This window comes from Streptomyces sp. NPDC040610, from assembly GCF_055594065.1.
The window spans coordinates 484,081-502,982 of record NZ_JBVIXA010000006.1 but is presented as its reverse complement, the minus strand read 5'-3'; the positions used below and the strand labels follow the sequence as shown (position 1 = coordinate 502,982).

Annotated in this window: 13 protein-coding genes and 1 pseudogene; 7 read left to right on the top strand and 7 right to left on the bottom strand. The window is 73.6% G+C overall.

Annotated features, from left to right (window positions below):
• Positions 1–74: 74 nt before the first annotated feature.
• Both ACZ6AA_RS23620 and ACZ6AA_RS23615 read right to left on the bottom strand, forming a co-directional pair.
• Positions 75–1,220: an AAA family ATPase gene (locus ACZ6AA_RS23620; RefSeq protein ID WP_471459778.1), complete on the bottom strand. Its 1,146-nt coding sequence runs from the start codon at positions 1,218–1,220 to the stop codon at positions 75–77.
• 80 nt (positions 1,221–1,300) lie between these two features.
• Positions 1,301–2,338, bottom strand: a complete 1,038-nt coding sequence (locus ACZ6AA_RS23615; protein WP_471459776.1) for a DUF3533 domain-containing protein — start codon at positions 2,336–2,338, stop codon at positions 1,301–1,303.
• A 227-nt stretch (positions 2,339–2,565) separates the two neighbouring features.
• Here ACZ6AA_RS23615 and ACZ6AA_RS23610 point away from each other — a divergent pair, with 227 nt between their 5' ends.
• Genes ACZ6AA_RS23610 through ACZ6AA_RS23600 form a run of 3 tightly spaced genes read left to right on the top strand, consistent with a single transcriptional unit; the run spans position 2,566 to position 6,960 of the window.
• Positions 2,566–4,806: an MMPL family transporter gene (locus tag ACZ6AA_RS23610; protein ID WP_471459774.1), complete on the top strand. Its 2,241-nt coding sequence runs from the start codon at positions 2,566–2,568 to the stop codon at positions 4,804–4,806.
• 7 nt (positions 4,807–4,813) lie between these two features.
• Complete coding sequence (locus ACZ6AA_RS23605; protein ID WP_471459772.1) at positions 4,814–6,292, top strand: sensor histidine kinase; 1,479 nt, start codon at positions 4,814–4,816, stop codon at positions 6,290–6,292.
• Positions 6,289–6,960: a response regulator transcription factor gene (locus ACZ6AA_RS23600; protein ID WP_468480625.1), complete on the top strand. Its 672-nt coding sequence runs from the start codon at positions 6,289–6,291 to the stop codon at positions 6,958–6,960. Before ACZ6AA_RS23605 ends, ACZ6AA_RS23600 begins: the two co-directional genes overlap by 4 nt.
• Position 6,961: 1 nt before the next feature.
• On the opposite strand, the gene ACZ6AA_RS23595 is transcribed toward ACZ6AA_RS23600, so the two are convergent.
• From ACZ6AA_RS23595 to dnaE, 4 genes are all read right to left on the bottom strand, one after another.
• Positions 6,962–8,188, bottom strand: a complete 1,227-nt coding sequence (locus ACZ6AA_RS23595) for an FAD-dependent monooxygenase (RefSeq protein ID WP_471459770.1) — start codon at positions 8,186–8,188, stop codon at positions 6,962–6,964.
• Entirely contained in the window at positions 8,185–9,579 is a 1,395-nt protein-coding gene (locus ACZ6AA_RS23590) for an MFS transporter (protein ID WP_468480627.1), read from the bottom strand. Before ACZ6AA_RS23590 ends, ACZ6AA_RS23595 begins: the two co-directional genes overlap by 4 nt.
• A gap of 263 nt (positions 9,580–9,842) precedes the next feature.
• Positions 9,843–10,826, bottom strand: coding sequence for a DNA polymerase Y family protein (locus ACZ6AA_RS23585; protein ID WP_471459768.1), 984 nt, complete (start codon positions 10,824–10,826; stop codon positions 9,843–9,845).
• Positions 10,827–10,832: 6 nt separating this feature from the next.
• On the bottom strand, positions 10,833–14,273 hold the full coding sequence (gene dnaE / locus ACZ6AA_RS23580; protein ID WP_471459766.1) for a DNA polymerase III subunit alpha: 3,441 nt from the start codon (positions 14,271–14,273) through the stop codon (positions 10,833–10,835).
• A gap of 139 nt (positions 14,274–14,412) precedes the next feature.
• Here dnaE and ACZ6AA_RS23575 point away from each other — a divergent pair.
• Positions 14,413–14,624 (top strand): annotated as a pseudogene (locus ACZ6AA_RS23575) (ArsR/SmtB family transcription factor); the annotation flags it as partial.
• On the top strand, positions 14,624–15,235 hold the full coding sequence (locus tag ACZ6AA_RS23570) for a cation efflux transmembrane domain-containing protein (protein ID WP_471459764.1): 612 nt from the start codon (positions 14,624–14,626) through the stop codon (positions 15,233–15,235). The pseudogene ACZ6AA_RS23575 and the gene ACZ6AA_RS23570, both read left to right, overlap by 1 nt.
• Here the strand turns inward: ACZ6AA_RS23570 and ACZ6AA_RS23565 are convergent.
• Positions 15,213–15,884 (bottom strand): TetR/AcrR family transcriptional regulator, encoded by a 672-nt coding sequence (locus tag ACZ6AA_RS23565; protein WP_468452807.1) that lies wholly within the window; start codon positions 15,882–15,884, stop codon positions 15,213–15,215. The two genes, ACZ6AA_RS23570 and ACZ6AA_RS23565, sit on opposite strands and share 23 nt — an antisense overlap.
• 88 nt (positions 15,885–15,972) lie before the next feature.
• Between ACZ6AA_RS23565 and ACZ6AA_RS23560 the strand changes: the two genes are divergently transcribed.
• Together ACZ6AA_RS23560 and ACZ6AA_RS23555 are read left to right on the top strand one after the other, a co-directional pair.
• Entirely contained in the window at positions 15,973–17,883 is a 1,911-nt protein-coding gene (locus ACZ6AA_RS23560; RefSeq protein WP_471459762.1) for an ABC transporter ATP-binding protein, read from the top strand.
• 279 nt (positions 17,884–18,162) lie between these two features.
• Entirely contained in the window at positions 18,163–18,840 is a 678-nt protein-coding gene (locus ACZ6AA_RS23555; RefSeq protein WP_468452811.1) for a pentapeptide repeat-containing protein, read from the top strand.
• The last annotated feature ends 62 nt before the right edge of the window (positions 18,841–18,902 follow it).

The window sequence follows — 18,902 nt, the reverse complement described above, 5'->3', positions numbered from 1 at the left end:
CCCCTTTCGTCTGCGGATTGCGGGGGCTGGTCGCGCAGTTCCCCGCGCCCCTTACGGGGCTCGGTGCCCGTGCGTCAGCGCTTGGGCCAGTACCACAAGGGCTCGTCCAGCAGGCTTTCGCGGCCCGCGACCCCCGTCTCGCCCGACTGCTTGACCAGCTCTATGGAGTTGACGTCCACGCGGTGGCGGCGAGCCCCCTTCGAGACCGCCTCCGCCAGCGGGTCGGCGTGGGTGACCAGGACGATCTGGGTGTCCTTGGTCGCGTGCAGGATCAGGTCCGCGAGGGGGCGGAGCAGGTCCGGGTGGAGGCTGGTCTCCGGCTCGTTGAGGACCAGGAGCGAGGGCGGCCGGGGCGTCAGGAGCGCGGCCGCCCACAGCAGATAGCGCAGCGTGCCGTCGGACAGCTCGGCCGCGCCGAGGGGGCGGTTCAGCCCCTTCTGGTGCAACTGCACCTCGAACCGCCCGCCGTTGTCCTCGACCCGCACCCGCGTCCCCGGGAACGCGTCGTCCACGGCGGCGTCGAGCGCCCCGGCGTCGCCGATCTCGCGGATGGTCTGCAGGGCCGCCGCCAGGTCGGCGCCGTCGTGGCCGAGGACCGGGGTGCGGGTGCCGATGCGGGCGGCGCGGGCGGGGGCGTCGGCGTCGGTGCGGACGTGGTCGTAGAACCGCCAGGAGCGGATCAGCTCGCGCAGCCGGAGCAGGTCGGGCGCGAGCTGCGGGTCCGCCAGCTCGCTCAGCATGCTGTCGTACGGCCGCAGGCCCTGTGTGCGGTGCCAGCCGCCGTCCGCCGTCCGCGTGCGCACCGCGGGGCCCGCACGGTCGCACAGCAGGGCCGCTGGGCGCAGGACCGGGCCCGCCCACGTGCACTCGCGCTTGATCTCCGGGTCCAGGTTGAACAGGGACGGGGCCGCGCCCACGCCCGATGTCGGTATGGGATGCCCGAAGTCGACCGCGTATCCGAACTCGTCGCCGGCGAAGCCGAGTCTCATGTTGGTCGCCTCGGCCTTGGCCTGGCCGGCCCACAGGGCGGACTGGAGCCCGCCTTCCCGGGCCAGGGCAGTGACGGAGCCGCCCCGGCCCGCGTCCGCGAGGAGGCGCAGCGCTCTGTACAGGCTGGACTTGCCCGTGCCGTTGGCGCCCGTGATGACGTTCAGGCGGTCCAGCGGGACGATCAGTTTGCGCAGCGAGCGGTAGTTTTCGACGGCGAGTGTGCGGATCATGCTCTTCAGGGTCGCAGGTGGGTCTGACATTCACGGGGCTGCGCCCCTGGCCCCCCTTTTCGCCCCTTCGCGGCTCGTCCTCAAACGCCGGACGGGCTGGCAGGTGCCTCGTCCGTCTTCGTCCGGCCGCCCGCCTTGCGCGTCGCCACCAGCAACGTCACCGCCGTTCCCGCCACCGCCCACGCCGAGAGGACCAGGAGCGGGCCCGTCACCGCGTTGCCCTGGAAGTACGCGATGGAGCGGGCCACCCACGTGCCCGCGCCCGGGGGCAGGGCCGGACCGATCGCCTCCCAGAACGGGGGCAGCATCGGCAGGGGGAAGGCGCCGCCCGCGCTGGGGTTGCCCGCCACCACGATGACCAGCACGGCCAGGCCGATGCCGACGACGCCGGTGATCGCCTCCAGGGCGAGCGTGAACGCGCCGACCGCGAAGGTGACCAGGGCGCCCAGGCCCCACAGGGCCATGATCGAGCCGGGCAGGGCGCCCAGGATCGGGCCGATGATGACCGCGCCGCCGAGGCCGCCCGCGAGGGCGAGCAGGGCCATCGCGCCGAGCCGGATCGCCGCGCGCTGGGGGTTCGCGACCTTCGAACCCGCACTGATCGACATGATCGAGGCGCACAGATAGCCGCCCACGCACCAGCCGACGACCAGGTAGAACGACGACAGGCCGTTGAAGTCCTGGGGCGACGCGGCGGCGACGTCGACGGGCCGCACCGAGCGCTTCTGGTCGCCGTCGGCCTTGGTGGCGATCATCTCCAGGGCGTTGGCGAGTGCCTTGCCGCCGCCGGAGGCGACCAGGAGGGTGTCGGTGGTGCCCCGGGGGTCGACGATCAGGGCGCCGTCGATCTTCCGGTCGATGATCTGCCGCCGCGCCTCGGCCTCGTCCTTGACCACGCGCGGATCCAGTGGCTCACCGGGCAGCTTCGCCAGCTTGTCCCTGGTCTGGGCGGCCGCGTCGCCGGGGGCGACGACTCCGAAGGCCACGTCCCGCGGCTTCGGATGGTGCAGCGCGCCCACGTAGGAGGCGATGAACAGCAGCTGGAGCGCCAGTACACCGACGACGAGCAGGGCTGCTCGCGGGGTGACGGCGCTCTTCAACTCATCGGCGAAGGTCATGCCCCCACGCTCCGAGGCGCCCGGGGCTCACGCAGGTGGGGTGGGCCGAATGGATGAAGGGACGCTTCTAGTGCGCAGGCACCAGAACAGGTGCGCGGCTGGTCCGGGGGCACCAGGGGAAGACGGCGGCAGGGGACGATGCCCGGCAGGGGCGCCGGAGGCAACTGTGGGAGACGCGTGCATCTCGCGCGTTTCCCTTGCCTAGCGGTGTCTGGAGTGATCTACAGGTGGCGACTTTTCTTTACCGGATCGGGCGGTGGGCCTTCCGGCGGCGCCGGCTCGTGGGCGGTCTGTGGCTGGGGGCCCTGTTGCTGGCCGTGGCGGCCGCCGCCGTGGCGCCGGCCGCGGAGGAAGAGGACCTCTCCATGCCGGGCACCGAGTCGCAGAAGGCGTTCGACCTCCTTGACGAGCGCTTCCCCGAGAGCAACGCCCAGGGCGCCGAGGCCCGGTTGGTGTTCCAGGCCCCGGACGGGCAGCGGGTGACGGCCGGGGAGAACAAGGCGGCCGTCAAGGGCACGCTCGGCTCGCTGGACGGCGGCGACCAGGTCGCGTCGGCCACCGACCCGTACAAGACCGGCGCCGTCAGCAAGGACGGCACCATCGCCTACTCCACGATCACCTACACCGCCGACGCCCGTGACCTGACCGGGTCGACGAAGAGCGCCCTGGAGGACGCCGCGAGCAAGGCCAGGGACACGGGTCTGACCGTGGAGATCGGCGGCTCGGCCCTGGAGTCGGAAGAGGCACCGGGCGGTACGACGGAGCTCATCGGCGTGGCGGTGGCGGCCGTCGTCCTCGTCCTCACCCTCGGGTCGCTGGTCGCGGCCGGGCTTTCGCTCCTCACCGCGTTCGTGGGCGTGGCCATCGCCTTCGGCCTGGTCTCCGCGCTCGCCGTGCCGCTGGGCCTGACGGACACCGTCGCCATCCTGGCGCTGATGCTGGGCCTCGCGGTCGGCATCGACTACGCGCTCTTCATCACCTCCCGCTACCGCGACGAGCGCGCCCGGGGCAGCGACCCGGAGGAGGCCGCGGGCCGGGCGGCGGGCACGGCCGGATCCGCCGTCGTCTTCGCCGGGGCGACCGTCTTCATCGCCCTGGTCGGCCTCGGCGTAGTCGGCATCCCCGAACTCACCAAGATGGGCCTGGGCGGAGCGGGCGCCGTGGCCCTCGCCGTGCTCGTCGCGCTGACGCTGGTCCCGGCGCTGTTCGGCTTCTTCGGCCGACGGGTGCTGTCGCGCGCCGCCCGCAGGACACCCGCGTACCAAAAGGAGGGGAGCGAGCACCCGGCAAGCCGTCCCGGGCTCGGCACCCGCTGGGCGCGGTTCGTGCTGCGTCGCCCCGTGGCCGTCCTGATGGTCGCCGGACTCGGTCTCGGCGCCGTCGCGACACCGGCGCTGAGCCTCGAACTCGGCCTGCCCGGAGACGAGTCCAAGTCGGTGGAGACCACCCAGCGCCGCGCCTACGACCTGCTGTCGGACGGCTTCGGCCCCGGCTTCAACGGCCCGCTGACCGTGGTCGTGGACTCGTCGAGGGCGGCGGACACCCGGGCCGCGACGGACCTGGTCGTCAAGGCCGTGCGGGGCGTGGACGGGGTCGCGTCGGTCGGTGATCCGGTGCTCAGCAGGACCAAGGACACGGCCGTCCTCACTGCCATACCGAAGACCGCGCCGAACAGCGGCGAGACCAAGGACCTGGTCAACGCGATCCGGGGCGCGGTCTCCGGCGTCGAGGCCGACACCGGCGCGGGCGTCCTGGTGACCGGCAAGACCGCGATGAACATCGACATCTCCGAAGCCATGTCCGACGCCCTCATCCCCTACTTGACGGTGGTCATCGGCCTGGCGGTGCTCCTGCTGATGGTGGTGTTCCGCTCGGTCCTGGTCCCCGTCAAGGCAGCCCTCGGCTTCCTGCTGTCGGTGGGTGCCGCCTTCGGTGTCCTCGTCGCCGTCTTCCAGTGGGGCTGGGCGGCGGACCTGCTCGGCATCGAACAGACCGGCCCCGTCATGTCGCTGATGCCGATCCTCGTCATCGGGATCGTGTTCGGCCTAGCCATGGACTACGAGGTCTTCCTGCTCACCCGGATGCGGGAGGCGTACGTCCATGGGGCTTCCCCCGGCGAGGCCATCGTCACCGGGTTCCGGCACAGCGGACGGGTGGTGGCCGCGGCGGCGATCATCATGGTCAGCGTCTTCGCCGGATTCATCGGGATGAGCAGCCCGACCATCCAGACGATGGGCGTCGGCCTGGCCGCCGCCGTCGCCTTCGACGCCTTCGTGGTGCGGATGGCGATCGTGCCCGCGGTCCTCGCCCTGCTCGGCCACCGGGCCTGGTGGCTGCCCCGTATCCTGAGCCGCGTGCTGCCGAACGTGGACATCGAGGGCGAGAAGCTGAACAGGCACGTCCCGGGCCCCGCTGCCGTGGCGGACGCGGCGCCGCAGCCGCTGCCCGTCGGCCGGCACCGGTACTGAGCCGGTCATGAAGCACCCGGACGGCGGTGGCCCGCGCGCACGCGGCACGTGGTGGCGGGAGGGCGCGGTCACGGCGACGGCGTTCGCGCTCTGCCTGCTCGGCGGTGTGCTGCGCGACGACGACGGCCCGCTGTCACCGCCGTCCGCCGCCGCCTACGCCATCGCCGTGGTGTCCAGTGCCGTACTGCCGCTGCGGCACCGGGCGCCCCTGGCCGTCATGGCGGTCACGACCGCGAGCGGCATCCTCGTGCCGCCGCTTGGCCTCCTGCTGAGCCCGCTCATCGTGGCGCCCGCGGTGATCACCGCCTACTCCTACGCGCGCACCGTGCGCGACGAACGGCGCGCGGCGCTCGCGGTGTCGCTCATCTCCGCGGGACTCCTGCTCGCCGCCACCCCCTTGTTCGGGGCCCTCTCCTGGAAGGACGCGAGCAGGGTGGGGGCGGTGGCGGCGTTCCCCCTCGTGGCCGGGGTGCTCGGGCGCTCGGTGCGGAACCGGCGGGCCTATCTGGCGGCCGTGGAGGAGCGGGCCCTGCGGGCCGAGGAGAGCAGGGACAGCGAGGCGCGCCGGAGAGTGGCCGAGGAACGGGTGCGCATCGCCCGGGAGTTGCACGACCTGGTGGCCCATCAGATCACCCTGGCCAACGCGCAGGCCACGGTCGCCGCCCACCTCTTCGACACCCGCCCGGAGCAGACCCGCAAGAGCCTCAAGGAACTCGTCGAGACCACCAGCGACGCGCTCGACGACCTGCGGGCCACGGTCGGCCTGCTGCGCCAGTCCGAGGACATGGAGCCCGGGGAAACAGCCCGGCCCGCCGAACCGGCGCCCGGACTGTCCCGGCTCCCCACGCTCCTGGAGTCCTTCCGCCGCGCGGGCCTCGAGGTGTCGGTGCACGAGGAGGGCACGGCCAGGCCACTGCCGCCGGGAGTCGACCTCACCGCCTACCGCATCGTCCAGGAGGCCCTGACCAACGTGACCAAGCACGCCGGTACCGGCAGCGCCCGGGTGCGCCTCGCCTGGAACCGCGACCGCGTGACCATCACCGTCACCGACGACGGCAGGGGATCCCGTACGACGCCGAACGCGGCCACCGGAGCGGGCGCGGCCACGACGACGGAACGTCCGCCCGGTTACGGTCTGATCGGGATGCGCGAACGCGCCACCGCGGTCGGAGGACGACTCTCCGCGGGCAGGCGCCCGGAGGGCGGCTTCCTCGTCTCCACCGAACTGCCCCTGCCGCCCGCCAAGGACACGACGCGGAGCGGGGACGGGGCGACGAGTGCCGAGGGGCGGATGACGGACGGAGCGATGAGTGCCGAGGGGCGGATGGCTGACGGGACGACGACTGTCGGGGGACGGATGACGGACGGGGCGACACCCATCGAGGAGCCGCTGCCTGACGGAGCGACAGGTGCCGGACGGCCGGGCGCCGGAGAGCCGGGCGCCGGAGAAGTCGGAGAGGCCGGACAGGCCGGGGGCGCGCCATGACCCTCCGCGTGCTGCTCGCCGACGACCAGGCCCTGCTGCGCGGGGCCTTCCGGCTGCTTCTCGAATCCGCCGACGACATCACCGTGGTCGGCGAGGCCGCCGACGGCAGGGAGGCAGTGCGGCTCACCCGGCAACTGCGCCCGGACGTGGTGATCATGGACATCCGGATGCCCGAGGTGGACGGCCTCACCGCCACGTCGGAGATCTGCGCGGACCCGGACCTGCGGGCCAGCCGCATCCTGATCCTCACCACGTACGAGACCGACGAGTACGTCGCGCAGGCGCTGCGCGCGGGCGCCGGGGGCTTCATCGGCAAGGGCATCGGGGCCGAGGACCTGCTGGCGGCCGTACGGACGATCGCCGACGGCGACACCCTGCTGTCCCCGGCCGCGACCCGCTCCCTGGTGGCCCGGTTCCTGGCCACACCGGCCGACGCCCCGCCGCGCCACCCCGAACAGCTCGCCGTGCTCACCCCGCGCGAACGCGAGATGGTGGCCCTGGTCGCGACCGGCCTGTCCAACCAGGAGATCGCCGAGCAGATGTTCCTCAGCCCCTTCACCGTCCGCGCCCACGTCCAGCGCGCCATGACGAAACTGGAGGCCCGCGACCGGGCCCAGCTCGTCGTCATCGCCTACCGGACGGGCCTGGCCCGGGCGGACACCGACTAGGTCACGGCGCCGGGGCGGACTGTGGCAGCGTCAGGGCCGAGTGGGCCGGTCGCGCCGTCGCCGAGGGCATGGTGACGAGGCCGCGCAGCATCGCGTCGCGCCGCTCCAGGGCCCTTGCCGTGGTGGGGAAGAGCGTGGCCCCGCCCTCGTCGACCAGGGCCTGGTTCAGGGCCACGAACGGGCGGAGGCCGTGTTCGTAGGCGGTGAGGGCCGTGGTGTGGTCCCGGTGCGTGGCCAGGGCGTGGGCGAGCATGTAGGCGCCGACGAGCGCGAGGCTCGAACCCTGGCCGGTGAGGAACGAGGGGGCGTACGCGGCGTCGCCGACGAGCGCGACGCGGCCGCTCGACCAGTGGGGCATGCGGATCTGACCCGCCGTGTCGAAGAACAGGTCGTCCGCCTTGCGCAGGGCGTCGACCAGGGCGGGGACCTCCCAGCCCGCGTCCGCGAAGACCCTGGCGACCAGGTCCCGTTGGGCGTCGGGGTCGCGCGGGGCGGTGAGCGGTGGCCGGGGCTGGTGGAAGTTCAGGAAGGCGTGCAGCTCGTCGTCGTGCCCGGTGGCGTAGAGGGCCGCGGCTCTGCCCGGGGTGTTCCACATCATGAGCTCGCGGGAGAGCCCGAAGGTGTTCGGCACGGTGAAGAGGGCGAAGCAGTGGCCGAGATGGCGGTGGAACTGCTCTTCGGGGCCGAACACGGAGTTCCGGGTGGCCGAGTGCATGCCGTCGGCGCCGACGACCAGGTCGAACGTGCGCTGCCGCCCACTGCGGAAGGTGACGTCGACCCCGGGTCCTGACTGGTCGAGGGTGTCGATGGAGTCGTCGAACAGGAACTCCACGTCGTCGCGGACCAGCGCGTGGAGGGCCGCGGCCAGATCCCCGCGACGTACCTCCAGGTCCTGCCCCGCGGCGCTTCCGGCGGCGGCGCCCGCGCCGACCGAGGCCACGGTGGCGCCGTCGGCGTCGAGGAAGGTGTAGCGGCGCACGTCGATGTGCGCGTCCCGCAGTCGCGGCAGGACGCCCATCCGCCGGACCACTTCTGTCGCGGTGCCGCGGATGTCGATCGGATAGCCGCCGCCGCGCGGTGCGCTCGCCTTCTCCACCACGGTGACCGTGTGTCCGGAGCGGCGCAGCCAGTACGCGAGGGCGGGTCCGGCGATGCTGGCGCCCGAGATCAGGACGGTGCGCCGCGTGGTCGGCGTACTCGCGTTCATCGACAGATCGACAGATGTCATGCCTGGGTTCCCTTCTTCGTGACACGGACGACGAGCAGTGAGAGTGCGGCGGTGAGACCGGCGGCGACGAAGCCGGTGGCGAAGGCCGATTCGGTCGGCAGGCCCGTCGCCGGGTCGGCCCCGGCGTCGAGGATCGAGCCGCCGACCTGGCCGCCGATGGCGACGCCGATCACACGGGTCACCACGAGCAGGCTGGTGGCGATGCCGGTGTCCTCGGTCTCGACGGCGGTGGCGGCGCGGGTGAGCAGCGCCGTGGAAGCGACGCCCGCGGCGATCGCGATCAGCACCTTCGCGAGGACGAGCTGCCATGCCGCGGTGTGCAGCGCCGCGAGGGCGATCGCCGTGGCCGCCATGACGACGGCGCCCACGACGAGCACGGTACGCAGACCGAGACGCCGCGCCGCGACCCCGCCGACCGAGTCGCTGACCGCCCCGGCGACGGCGCCGGGCAGCAGGAGAAGGCCGATGTCGGTGGTGCCGAGCCCGAAGCCGTACCCGTCGGCCTCCAACGCGAACAACTGCGGGAGCAGAAAGGCCACCATCCCGAAACCGGCGGTGACGACGAAGGTGAGCACGCACGAATGCCAGAGCGCGGGCCGTGCCAGCATGCGCAGGTCGACCATCGGCGCGGCCGCCCGGCGCTCGACGACGACCCATCCGGTCGCGAGGGCGACGACGGCCATCGCGATGCCGCCGACCGCGAGGGGCGGCAGGCCGGAGCCCGTCACCTTCACGAGCCCGAGCATGAACACGAGCAGCGTGCCGCTCAGCAGCACCATGCCGGGCCAGTCGATCCCGCTGTCCGACCGGACCGGCGGATCGTGCGGCAGCAGCCGTGCCACGGCGGCCGTCGTCACGATGACCGCGACGGTCGGCAGCGCGAACATCCAGGGCCAGGACAGCCCTTCGGCGATCGGCCCCGCGCTCAGCGTCCCCACCATGCCGCCGCCTGTGAACAGCGCCATGACCAGGCCGATCGCCAGCCGCGACGGCCCTGCCGCGAGGTGCTTGCGGACGAGGATGAAGGAGAGGGGCAGCGCGCCCACCATGACGCCCTGCAGCACCTGACCGGCCAGCAGCACCGGCAGGTTCGGCGCCAGGGCGGCCAGCAGACCACCGGCCGAGACGACGGCCATCAGCCGGACGAGGACGCGCTTGCCGCCGTAGCGGTCGCCGAGCTTGCCCGCGACGGGCGCGACGACCGCGCCGGTGATGAGCAACGTGTTGCCGATCAGGGCCCCTTCGGCGGGACTGACCCCCAACTCGCGTTGCAGCTGCGGGAGCGCGGGCTCCACCACCGACTGCAGGGTGCCGAGGGCGAGCGCCAGGATGCCGAGGGCACCGATCGACAGCTTCCCGACGCGGGCCGGGGGAAGGACAGTTACGGACATGGACGTCCCGTTCATCGTGGGGGTGCGCAGGCGCGAGCGAGCGCGTGGAGGGGTGGGCGAGTGCGTGCGGGCACGAGAAGGTGCGTGCCTCCCACACTTGCCTCCGGCCCCCCGGCCGGGCATCGTCCCCCGCCGCCGTCTTCCCCTGGTGCGCCCGGACCAGCCCGCCCCCGCCCTGGTGCCTGCGCACTACAGGCACCGGCGCACTACAGGCACCGCCGCACGCGACTACAGGCCGACGCGCGGCCCGACGCCCGGAAAGGTCACCGCAGCCCCGCGGTGCTCGCGGGCCGCACCGCGCCCGGACCGAAGCGCGCCCGGGCCCGGTCGGCCGCCGCCTCGATACGGCGGGCCTTGTCGTCGTCGGCCCCGAAGGTCAGCTGCCGGGACGCCGACCCCGCGTCGCACAGGTCGCTCGCGCGCAGCGTGAGGCCGCGGACCCGGGCGCGCTGCAGCCCCAGCGTGCCGTGCAACGCGTGTGCCGCCGCGCGGAGTCGGGGACTGTGCGCGGTGGGTTCGGGCAGGGTGCGGCTACGGGTGATCGACGAGTACCCGGTGCGGTCGGCGTACTGGACGGTCAGGGTCAGACAGCGGCAGGCCTGCCGCTCGCCGCGCAGCCGGGTGCCGAGGTTCTCGGTGAGGTGGGCCAGGGCGCCGCGCTGCCGGTCGGGGTCGAGCTCGTCGCGGGTGAAGCGGTGCTCGGCGCTGAAGGTGCGGGGCGGGGCGCCGGGGGCGACCCGGGTGGGGTCGATCCCGGCCGCGCGCTGGTGGAGCTGGCGCCCGGCCGCCGTGCCCAGGATGCGCTGGAGCGTGAGCAGGGGAGTGGCGGCGATCAGGTCGGCGGTGGCCAGGCCGTAGGAGGCCAGGGTGCGGACCGTCGCCGGGCCGACCCCGGGCAGCGCGGCGGCGGGCAGCCCGGTGAGGAACGCGGTGATGGCCTCGGGGTCGTCGGGGACGGCGCGGATCGCGCCGGGGGCGCCGCGGTGGGCGGCCAGTTGGGCAAGGAGCGGGTTGGGGCCGACGCCGACGGTCGCGTCGAGGCCGAAGACCGCGGCCGTCCGCATCCGGATCAGGGCCGCGAGGGCGGTGGCGTCACGGTCGAAGTACCGCACGCTCCCGGACACGTCGGCGAGTGCCGCGTCGGGCGGCAGGGCCTGGACCATGGGCGTGAACTCGGCGAGTGTCTCCATGAGCCGGCGGTACGTCGGCTCGGGCTGCGGGTCGCCGAAGTGGACGTAGAGGATCATCGTCGGTCACCCCGCGCTTCCGGGACTCGCATGGTGGAAGGTCCTTCCGTCGAGAGCGGTGAGGGCGGCCGGGGTTCCCGGGGGCTTGAGGTCGGCCCAGGGGTGCAGGGCGTAACCGGTCGGCTGGGTGAGGGTGCGGCGCGTCCCCGCCCGGCGCCCGGGGGCCGCGGGGCGGGCGAGCCGATCCGCGACCGCGGCCGGTCCGCCGTCCCGGTGCAGCTCGATCAGCTCGGCCAGGTCCCAGGCGGCCGTGCCGGTGATGCTGAAGGCGCGCGGCGGGCGGCGGGTCAGCGTCCCGCGTACGAGCAGCAGGTTGCTGTGGAAGACCGTATGGGCGCAGTGGGCGTGGCTGTCCTCGAAGAACGCCAGGTCGGACAGGCCGGTGGGGTCGTCGAGGGTGGCGAAGATGACGCGCCTGCCGGAGCGGATCGGCGGTGTCTGGGTGGCGACCTTGACCCCGGCGACCAGCACCGTGGCGCCGTGCCGCAGCCGGGGCAGATCGGCGGCGGGCGTCGCGCCGATGTCGGCCAGCAGGGCGCGGTGGTCCGCGAGCAGATGGCGGGAGACGTCCATGCCGAGCACGTCCAGCTCGGCGGCGAGCTGCTCGGAGCTGTCCATGGCGGGCAGGCCGGTGAGCGCGGCGGTGCCGCCGCCCGGCTCGCCGTCGCCGTCGCCCATGGGCAGCTGTCCCGTGGCGGAGTCCTTGCCGCGGCCGGAGCGGTGCAACTCGGAGATCCGCAGCAGGAGTTCGCGCCGCACGCCGAAGGAGTCCATCGCCCCGACCTGCGCGAGCCGTTCGGCGAGCGGGCGGCTGGGCCGGGCGCGCTGCCAGAAGTCCTCCAGCGAGGTGTAGGGCTGCCCGGCGGTGACGCGGCCGCTCTCGGCCTCGGTGATGCCGCGGACCTGCGAAAGCCCTATCCGCACACCCCACTTGCCGGACACCAGTTCGATTGTGTGTGCGGCCTGGGAGTGGTTGATGTCGGGCAGCAGCAGCGGCACCCCGTGCCGACGGGCGTCCGCGGCCAGGACGCGCTTGTGGTACATCCCCGGGTCGTGCGTGAGCAGCCCGGCGAGCAGGGCCGCCATCCGGTGGGCCTTGAGCCAGCTCGACTGGTACGCGGGCTGCGCGAAGGCCGCGGCGTGCGCCTTCGCGAAGCCGAAGCTGCCGAAGCCCTCCAGGATGTCCCACACGTCCCGTACGGCCCGCACCGGATAGCCGCGGGTGCGGGCCTGAGCGGCGAACCAGGCCCGCACCCGGCCCTGCCGCTCGGGGTCGGACAGGGCGCGGCGCGCCTCGTCCGCCGTGCCCCGGTCGCAGCCGGTCATCGTCGCCATGATCGCGATGACCTGCTCGTGGAAGACCACCTGCCCCTCGGTCTGGGCCAGGATCGGCTTCAGGTCCGGGTGCGGACAGCGGACGCGGGCCCGGCCGTCGCGGGCCTCGATCAGCGGCGCCACCATGTTGGCCGCCACCGGGCCGGGGCGGAACAGGCTGATGTCGAGGGTCAGGTCGTCGAACGACCGCGGCCGCAGGTTCTGGACCAGCTCGCGCTGTCCCGGGCTCTCCAGCTGGAACGTCCCCAGGGTGTCCCCGGACGTGATCATGTCGTACGTGGCCGGGTCGCCCGGCGGCACCTGCGCGGGGTCGTCCAGGTCCAGGTGCTCGCCGGTGACCCGTTCGATCTCGGCGACCGCGTGCGCGAGCGCCGACTGCATGCGGACGCCGATGACGTCGATCTTCGGATGGCCGGTGTCCTCGATGTCCTCCTTGTCGAACTGGGACATGGCGATGTTCTCCACGGTGGTCGGCGCCACCGGGGTGCGCCGCAGCAGTCCCGCGTTGGAGACCAGGAGGCCGCAGGGGTGCATGGCCGCCTCGTGCGGCAGCCCGTCGAGCGCCTCCACCAGCTCCCACAGCCGGCCGTGGTCCTCGGCGGCGACCTCGCGCAGCTCCGGCAGCTCGGCGAGGGCCGCCCGCACGTCCTTCGCCCGGATGTGCGGGAACGCCTTGGCGAGGCGGGCCGCCTTGTCGGGGTCCATGCCCCGGGCCCGCGCCACGTCCTCGATCGCGCCGCGCGCCCGGTACGTCTTGTACACCGCGAGCGTCGCCACCCGGTCGGCGCCGAAACGTTTCCGCACCGCCTGGTAGACCTCCAGGCGCCGCGCCGACTCCACGTCCAGGTCGATGTCGGGCAGCGCGGACCGCCGCGCGGACAGGAACCGCTCCATCAGCAGCCCGTGCGCCACCGGGTCGACCGGGCTGATCCCCAGCAGATGCGTGACCAGCGAGCCCACGCCCGAGCCGCGCGCCGCGACCCGGATGCCGAGCGCCTGCGCCTGCGCCGCCACCTCGGCGACGGTCAGGAAGTACCCGGCGAAACCGTGCCCCGCGATGATCCGCAACTCGTCCTCGAGTCGGTCCCAGCGCTGGACGTCCCGGTGGTAGCCGCGCCCCAGCATGCCCGCCGCGCACCGGTCCGCAAGGGCCTTGTCGACCAACTCGGCGCGCGCGCCCACCAGTTCGGACTCCGGGAGATTCAGCTGCCCGAGCCCGAACGCCTCACCGGGGTCGACCGCGCAGGCCGCGGCCGTCTCCTCGGTCGCCGCGAGCAGCCGCCGCGCGTCCGTGCCCCGGCCGCCCGCGGCCTCGGCGATCCGCCCGGCGATCCGCTCCATCTCCCCGGCGTCCTTCAGCCACCGCTGCCCGCCGTCCAGCCGGGACGCGTCCCGGTCGTCGACCGGGACGAGGAGGCGGGCGGAGTCCAGGATGTCGGCGACCTCGCCCTGCCGCGGATCGGCGTAGCGCACGGCGTTGCTCACCACCGCCTGCACCTGCTGCTCGGCGGCGAATCCCGCCATCCGCGCGGCAAGGCGCAGCGACCCGGGGCCGGTGCCGGACCGCCCGTGCCAGGACACCTCGATGCGCAGCGACCGGCCGAACCGCTCACGCCACGGGCCGAGCAGCGCCGCGGCCCGGTCCGGGCGTCCCGCCGCCAGAGCCCGCCCCACCTCGGAGTCCGCCCCGAGGAGCACGAACGCCTCGTCCTCCGCGCAGGTCAGGTCCTCCCAGGTGACGCCGTGGTCCGACGCCGCCGTCACCAGACGGCACAGCTCGGCCCAGCCGCGCGCGTCCCGGGCCAGGAACACCGCGCGCAGCGACGCCTCCGTCACGAACGCGCCGCCCCTGGCGGGGGTCCGCCGCCGCCCGGCCGGTGCCGCTCCCGGCGCCGGTACGCCGGGCACCGCCAGGTCGACCCCGAACAGCGGCCGGATCCCCGACCGCGCGCACGCCTTGGCGAAGCGCACCGCGCCCGCGAGCGAATCCCGGTCGGTCAGTGCCAGGGCGTCGAGCCCCCGCTCGGCGGCCCGCTCCGCGAGCGTGTGCGGATGGCTGGCCCCGTACCGCAGCGAGTAGCCACTCGCCGCACGGAGATGCGTAAACGACATACACACCTCCTGGCTCCCATGACCCCCCTCTGTGTCGTCCGGCTCGCTCGGGCCGCATGAGCACTCTAACTCAATGTTCGCACGTTCGTTCGATAAGCGATTCGGTGAAGCCCGCTGCCCGGCCGTGCCGGGGTCGGGGTCGATCGGCGTCTCCCGCACCCGCCTGTCCAAGCATCTGGCGTGCCTGCGCGACTGCGGCCTGGTCGTCACCGTCCCCGACGGCCGCTGCACCCGGTACGAACTGGCGGACGCGCGCGCCTCGGCCACGCCCTGGACGACCTGCGCGCCGCCGTGGAGGCCGTGGAGGCCGACCGCACCTGCCCGGACGCCGAGGAGAAGGGCTGCTGCTGATGGCCGCCGAGACGCCGATGCCCCTGGGCCCCTCTCCGACCCGGCGGGATGTGCTCGCCCACCGCATACGCCTGCTGGTCGCGGCCATGATCGCCTGCAACGTCATCGAAGCGGTCGTCGCCCTCACCGCCGGGTCCCTCGCCTCCTCCACCGCCCTGATCGGTTTCGGCCTCGACTCCGTCATCGAGGTCTCCTCCGCCGCCGCGGTCGCCTGGCAGTTCTCCGCCCGCGAGCACGCGGTACGGGAGGCGCGCGAGCGGCGCGCCCTGCGGATCGTCGTCGCCGCCGTGTCCTTGGCGGTCATGCCGTTCCTGTCCGCCGCCCAGCGCCGCACCGGGCGCGAGCTGGGTTCCGCAAGCACGGTCGCGGACTCCCAGCAGACCCTGCTGTGCACCTACCTGTCCGCCGTCCTCCTGCTCGGCCTGCTCCTCAATGCCACCCTCGGCTGGTCCTGGGCCGACCCGGCCGCCGCCCTGGTCATCGCCGTCATCGCGGTCAAGGAGGGGTGCGAGGCGTGGCGGGGCGAGGGGTGCTGCGAGCCCCGGGGCGGCCGGGGCCCGGGCGGCCCGGGGTTCGGGCGGCCGGGACTCAGGCGGCGGTGGCCTTCCTGAGGGTGCGCAGGCACAGGGAGAGCGCGGTGTGCTTGGGGGTGTCGTAGTCGCGGGTCTGCTCCCAGGCCGCGTAGAGCAGGGCCCACAGGACGCTCTGCAGCCAGGTGCTGTCGACGTCGGGGTCGAGCGTGCCGTCCCGCTGGCCGCGGCGGACGAGGGCGATCAGGGCGCGGTCGGACGGGGTCTCCTCGCCCTCCTCCAGGCCGGACCAGGCCCAGAACTGGGGCACGTCGTAGAGCAGCATGAGGCGGTCGCCGAGTTCGAAGTACTCCAGGCACAGCCGGTCCAGGGCCTCCGGGGCCGGTCCTTCGTCGAGCCGGGCGCGGGCGGTCGCCGCCTCCAGCCGCTCGCCCACGTCCGTGCCGATGGCCGCGAGCAGGTCGGACCGCTCGGGGAAGTACCGGTGGACGGTGGTGCGCCCCACCCCGGCGGCCTCCGCGACGTCGGCCAGGGAGGCCGCGTGGTCGGCGGAGAGCCGGGTGACGGCGGCGTCCAGGATCGCGCGCCGGGTGCGGGCACGGGTGGTGCTTTCCCGCGTGGTGGTGGCAGCCGTGGTGCTGGTGGCGGCCGTGGCGCTGGCGGTGGTGGCGGCTTGCGTGGCTGTGCCGGGCGTGGCTGAGCCTCGCGCGGCTGTGCGATCGGACCCCATGGCGCCCACGGTAGTCCCTCGTAACCGAGTCGCATGCCGAATCGAAACTCGATTGACCGTTGTGGAACATCGATGTTCCACTGTGGGTATGTCCGCATCCACTCCCTCTCCTCCTGTCGCCCCCGCCGCCCCCTCTCCCCCCGCCACCCCCGCCGCCCTCCGGGACGCCGCGCCGCGCCTGCGCATCCTGTGGTCGTTCGCCCGCCCCCATCGGCGCACGCTGATCCACGGCCTGTGCCTGGCCCTGCTCGTGTCCGCCCTGGGCCTCGCCACGCCCATGGTCACCAAGCAGGTCCTCGACGCGCTCGGCACCTCGTCGTCGCTGCTCGGCCCGGTGCTGACGCTCCTCGCCCTGCTCGTGGTCGGCGGCGCGGTGTCGTTCTGGCAGTGGGTCCTGCTCGGGACGCTGGGCGAGCGCGTGGTCCTGGAGGCCAGGGAGTCGCTGGTGCGGCGCTTCCTGCGGGCCACCGTGCCCGCCGTCACCGCGCGCCCGACCGGTGAGCTCGTCACCCGCGTCACCTCCGACACGGTGCTGCTGCGCGAGGCCGCTTCGGAATCGCTGATCGGCCTGATCAACGGGACGGCCATGCTCGTGGGCAGCCTCGTCCTCATGGGCTGCCTCGACCCGGTGCTGCTCGCCACCACCCTGGTCGCCGTGGCGCTCACCGGCGTGGTCTTCGCGTTCCTGATGCCCGGCATCGCGCAGGCGCAGCAGCAGGCCCAGGAGCATGTGGGGCGGCTCGGCGGCGTACTGGAAGGCACGCTGCGCGCGATACGCACGGTGAAGGTCAACCGCGCCGAGGACCGCATGGAGAAGCGGATCATGGCCGACGCGCGCGCCTCCGCCGAGCACGGCACCCGGGTGGTCCGCCGCGAGGCGCTGGCCTGGACCACCGCGTGGTCCGGCATCCACCTGGCCATCATCGCGATCCTCGGCGTGGGCGCCTGGCGGGTGGGGGAGGGCCACCTCGAGGTGTCGAGCCTGATCGCCTTCCTGCTGTACGCGTTCGCGCTGATGGAGCCCGTCACCGAAGTCAGCGAGAACGTCACCAAGCTCCAGGCGGGCATCGCCGCGGCCGAACGCATCCGCCAGGCCGACGAGTTGGGCGCCGAGGACACCACGAGCCCCGCCGCCGACGGGCACGCGCGCGCTGCCGGGGGCCCGGACGGGACACCCGTACTGCGCCTCGGCAAGGTCACCGCGGCCTACGGCCCGGACCGGCCCGCCGCCGTGCGGGACATCGACCTGGAGATCCCCAGGCGGGGCCACACCGCCGTCGTCGGCCCGTCGGGCGCGGGCAAGACCACCCTGTTCTCCCTGGTCCTGCGGTTCCTGGAGCCGACGCACGGCGAACTGCTCCTGGACGGCCGCCCGTACCGCGACCTCACCCACTCCGACATCCGCGCCCGCCTCGCCTACGTCGAGCAGGACACCCCGATCGTCCCCGGCACGATCCGCGACAACCTCCTGCTCGCCCGCCCCGACGCCACCACGGACCAACTCCGGCAGGCACTGCGGGACGTACGGCTCGCCGACAAGATCGACGCACTCGACGAGGGCCTGGACACCCCCCTGTCCTCGACCGGCGTGTCCGGCGGCGAGCGGCAGCGCATCGCCCTGGCCCGCGCGCTGCTCGCCACCCCCGACGTGCTGCTCCTGGACGAGGCCACCGCCCAGTTGGACGGACTGACCGAGGTGGCCGTGCACGACTGCATCCGCTCGCGCGCGGCCACCGGCGCCGTGGTGACGATCGCCCACCGCCTGTCGACCGTGCTCGACGCGGACACGATCGTCGTCATGGAAGGCGGCCGCGTCCGCGCGCAAGGACGGCACGAGGAACTGCTGCGCTCGGACGCGCTCTACCGCGAACTGGTGGAGTCCCTGCGCATAGCCGCACCCACCGAGCCGGAGCGCGAAGGACCGCGAGGGGCCGCTTGTCGCCTGCCGGGCGGTGCGGCGCAGGATCCGTTTGAGGGAACCGGCGCGGGGTTCGGGTGAAGATGTCTTGACGTCATCAACTCACCTTGCCGATAAGTGAGTTGGGGCTAACCCGGCTCGAATCGGGCCCCCTGGTCAGTGGCGTACCTCACACTTGAAGTGGGTGGTTTGTGATGGTTTCACCCCTCTCCCCGAAGGCGTCTCGCCGCGACGGCTCGGGCGACGGCGACAGGTGTCCCGTGCCGCCCGATTGGGTCGCCGCCGCCCGGGCGCGATACAACGAACGGCATCCCGCCCCTCATCCCCACCCCCGACTCCGCCCCTCGGAGAGGACCCGCCATGCCCGCGACCCCGCGCCCCGCCATCCCCGCTCCCCGGAGCCTCGCCGACCTCCCGTTCGCCCACCGCCTGGAGGTGTTCGAGGGGGAGCTGGGGCGGGACGGGGACCATGAGTCCATGCACTTCGACGGGGGTGACTTCGTCGATCTGGACGGCGGCGGAACCACCTTCCTGGAGTGCGCCTTCTCCTCGGTGGCCGTCGAGGGCGGGCGGTATCGCCGGGTCCGTTTCACCGATGTCTGGACGTGGCAGACCCGCTGGGTGGGCACCGACCTCGCCGAGACCCAGTGGACGGACTGCGAGTCGGGCGCGGGGCTGCTCGCCGGGGTGGAGCTGTACGGCGCCCGGCTCCGCCGCGTGGTGTTCCACCGCTGCAAGTTCGACTCGGTCAACCTGCGCGCGGCCGAGCTGCGCGATGTCGTCTTCGTGGACTGCCTGCTGCGGGATGTCGACTTCGGCGGCGCGCGCCTCAACGGCGTCGCCTTTCCCGGTACGACGCTGGAGCGCGTCCGCTTCGACGGCGTCACCGTGGACCGGGCCGACCTGAGCGGGGCGGCAGCTCTCGGCATCGCCTCGGGGCTCGAAGGGCTGCGCGGGGCGACGATCAGCGGTATTCAACTGCTTGAGCTGGCACCGGCGTTGGCGGGCATGGCCGGTCTGCGGGTGACGGACGCCTGAGTGCGTACTGGCCCGCTCCGGAGTGGATGACGGGCCAGTCTTGCCGAGGCCGGGGTCCGGCA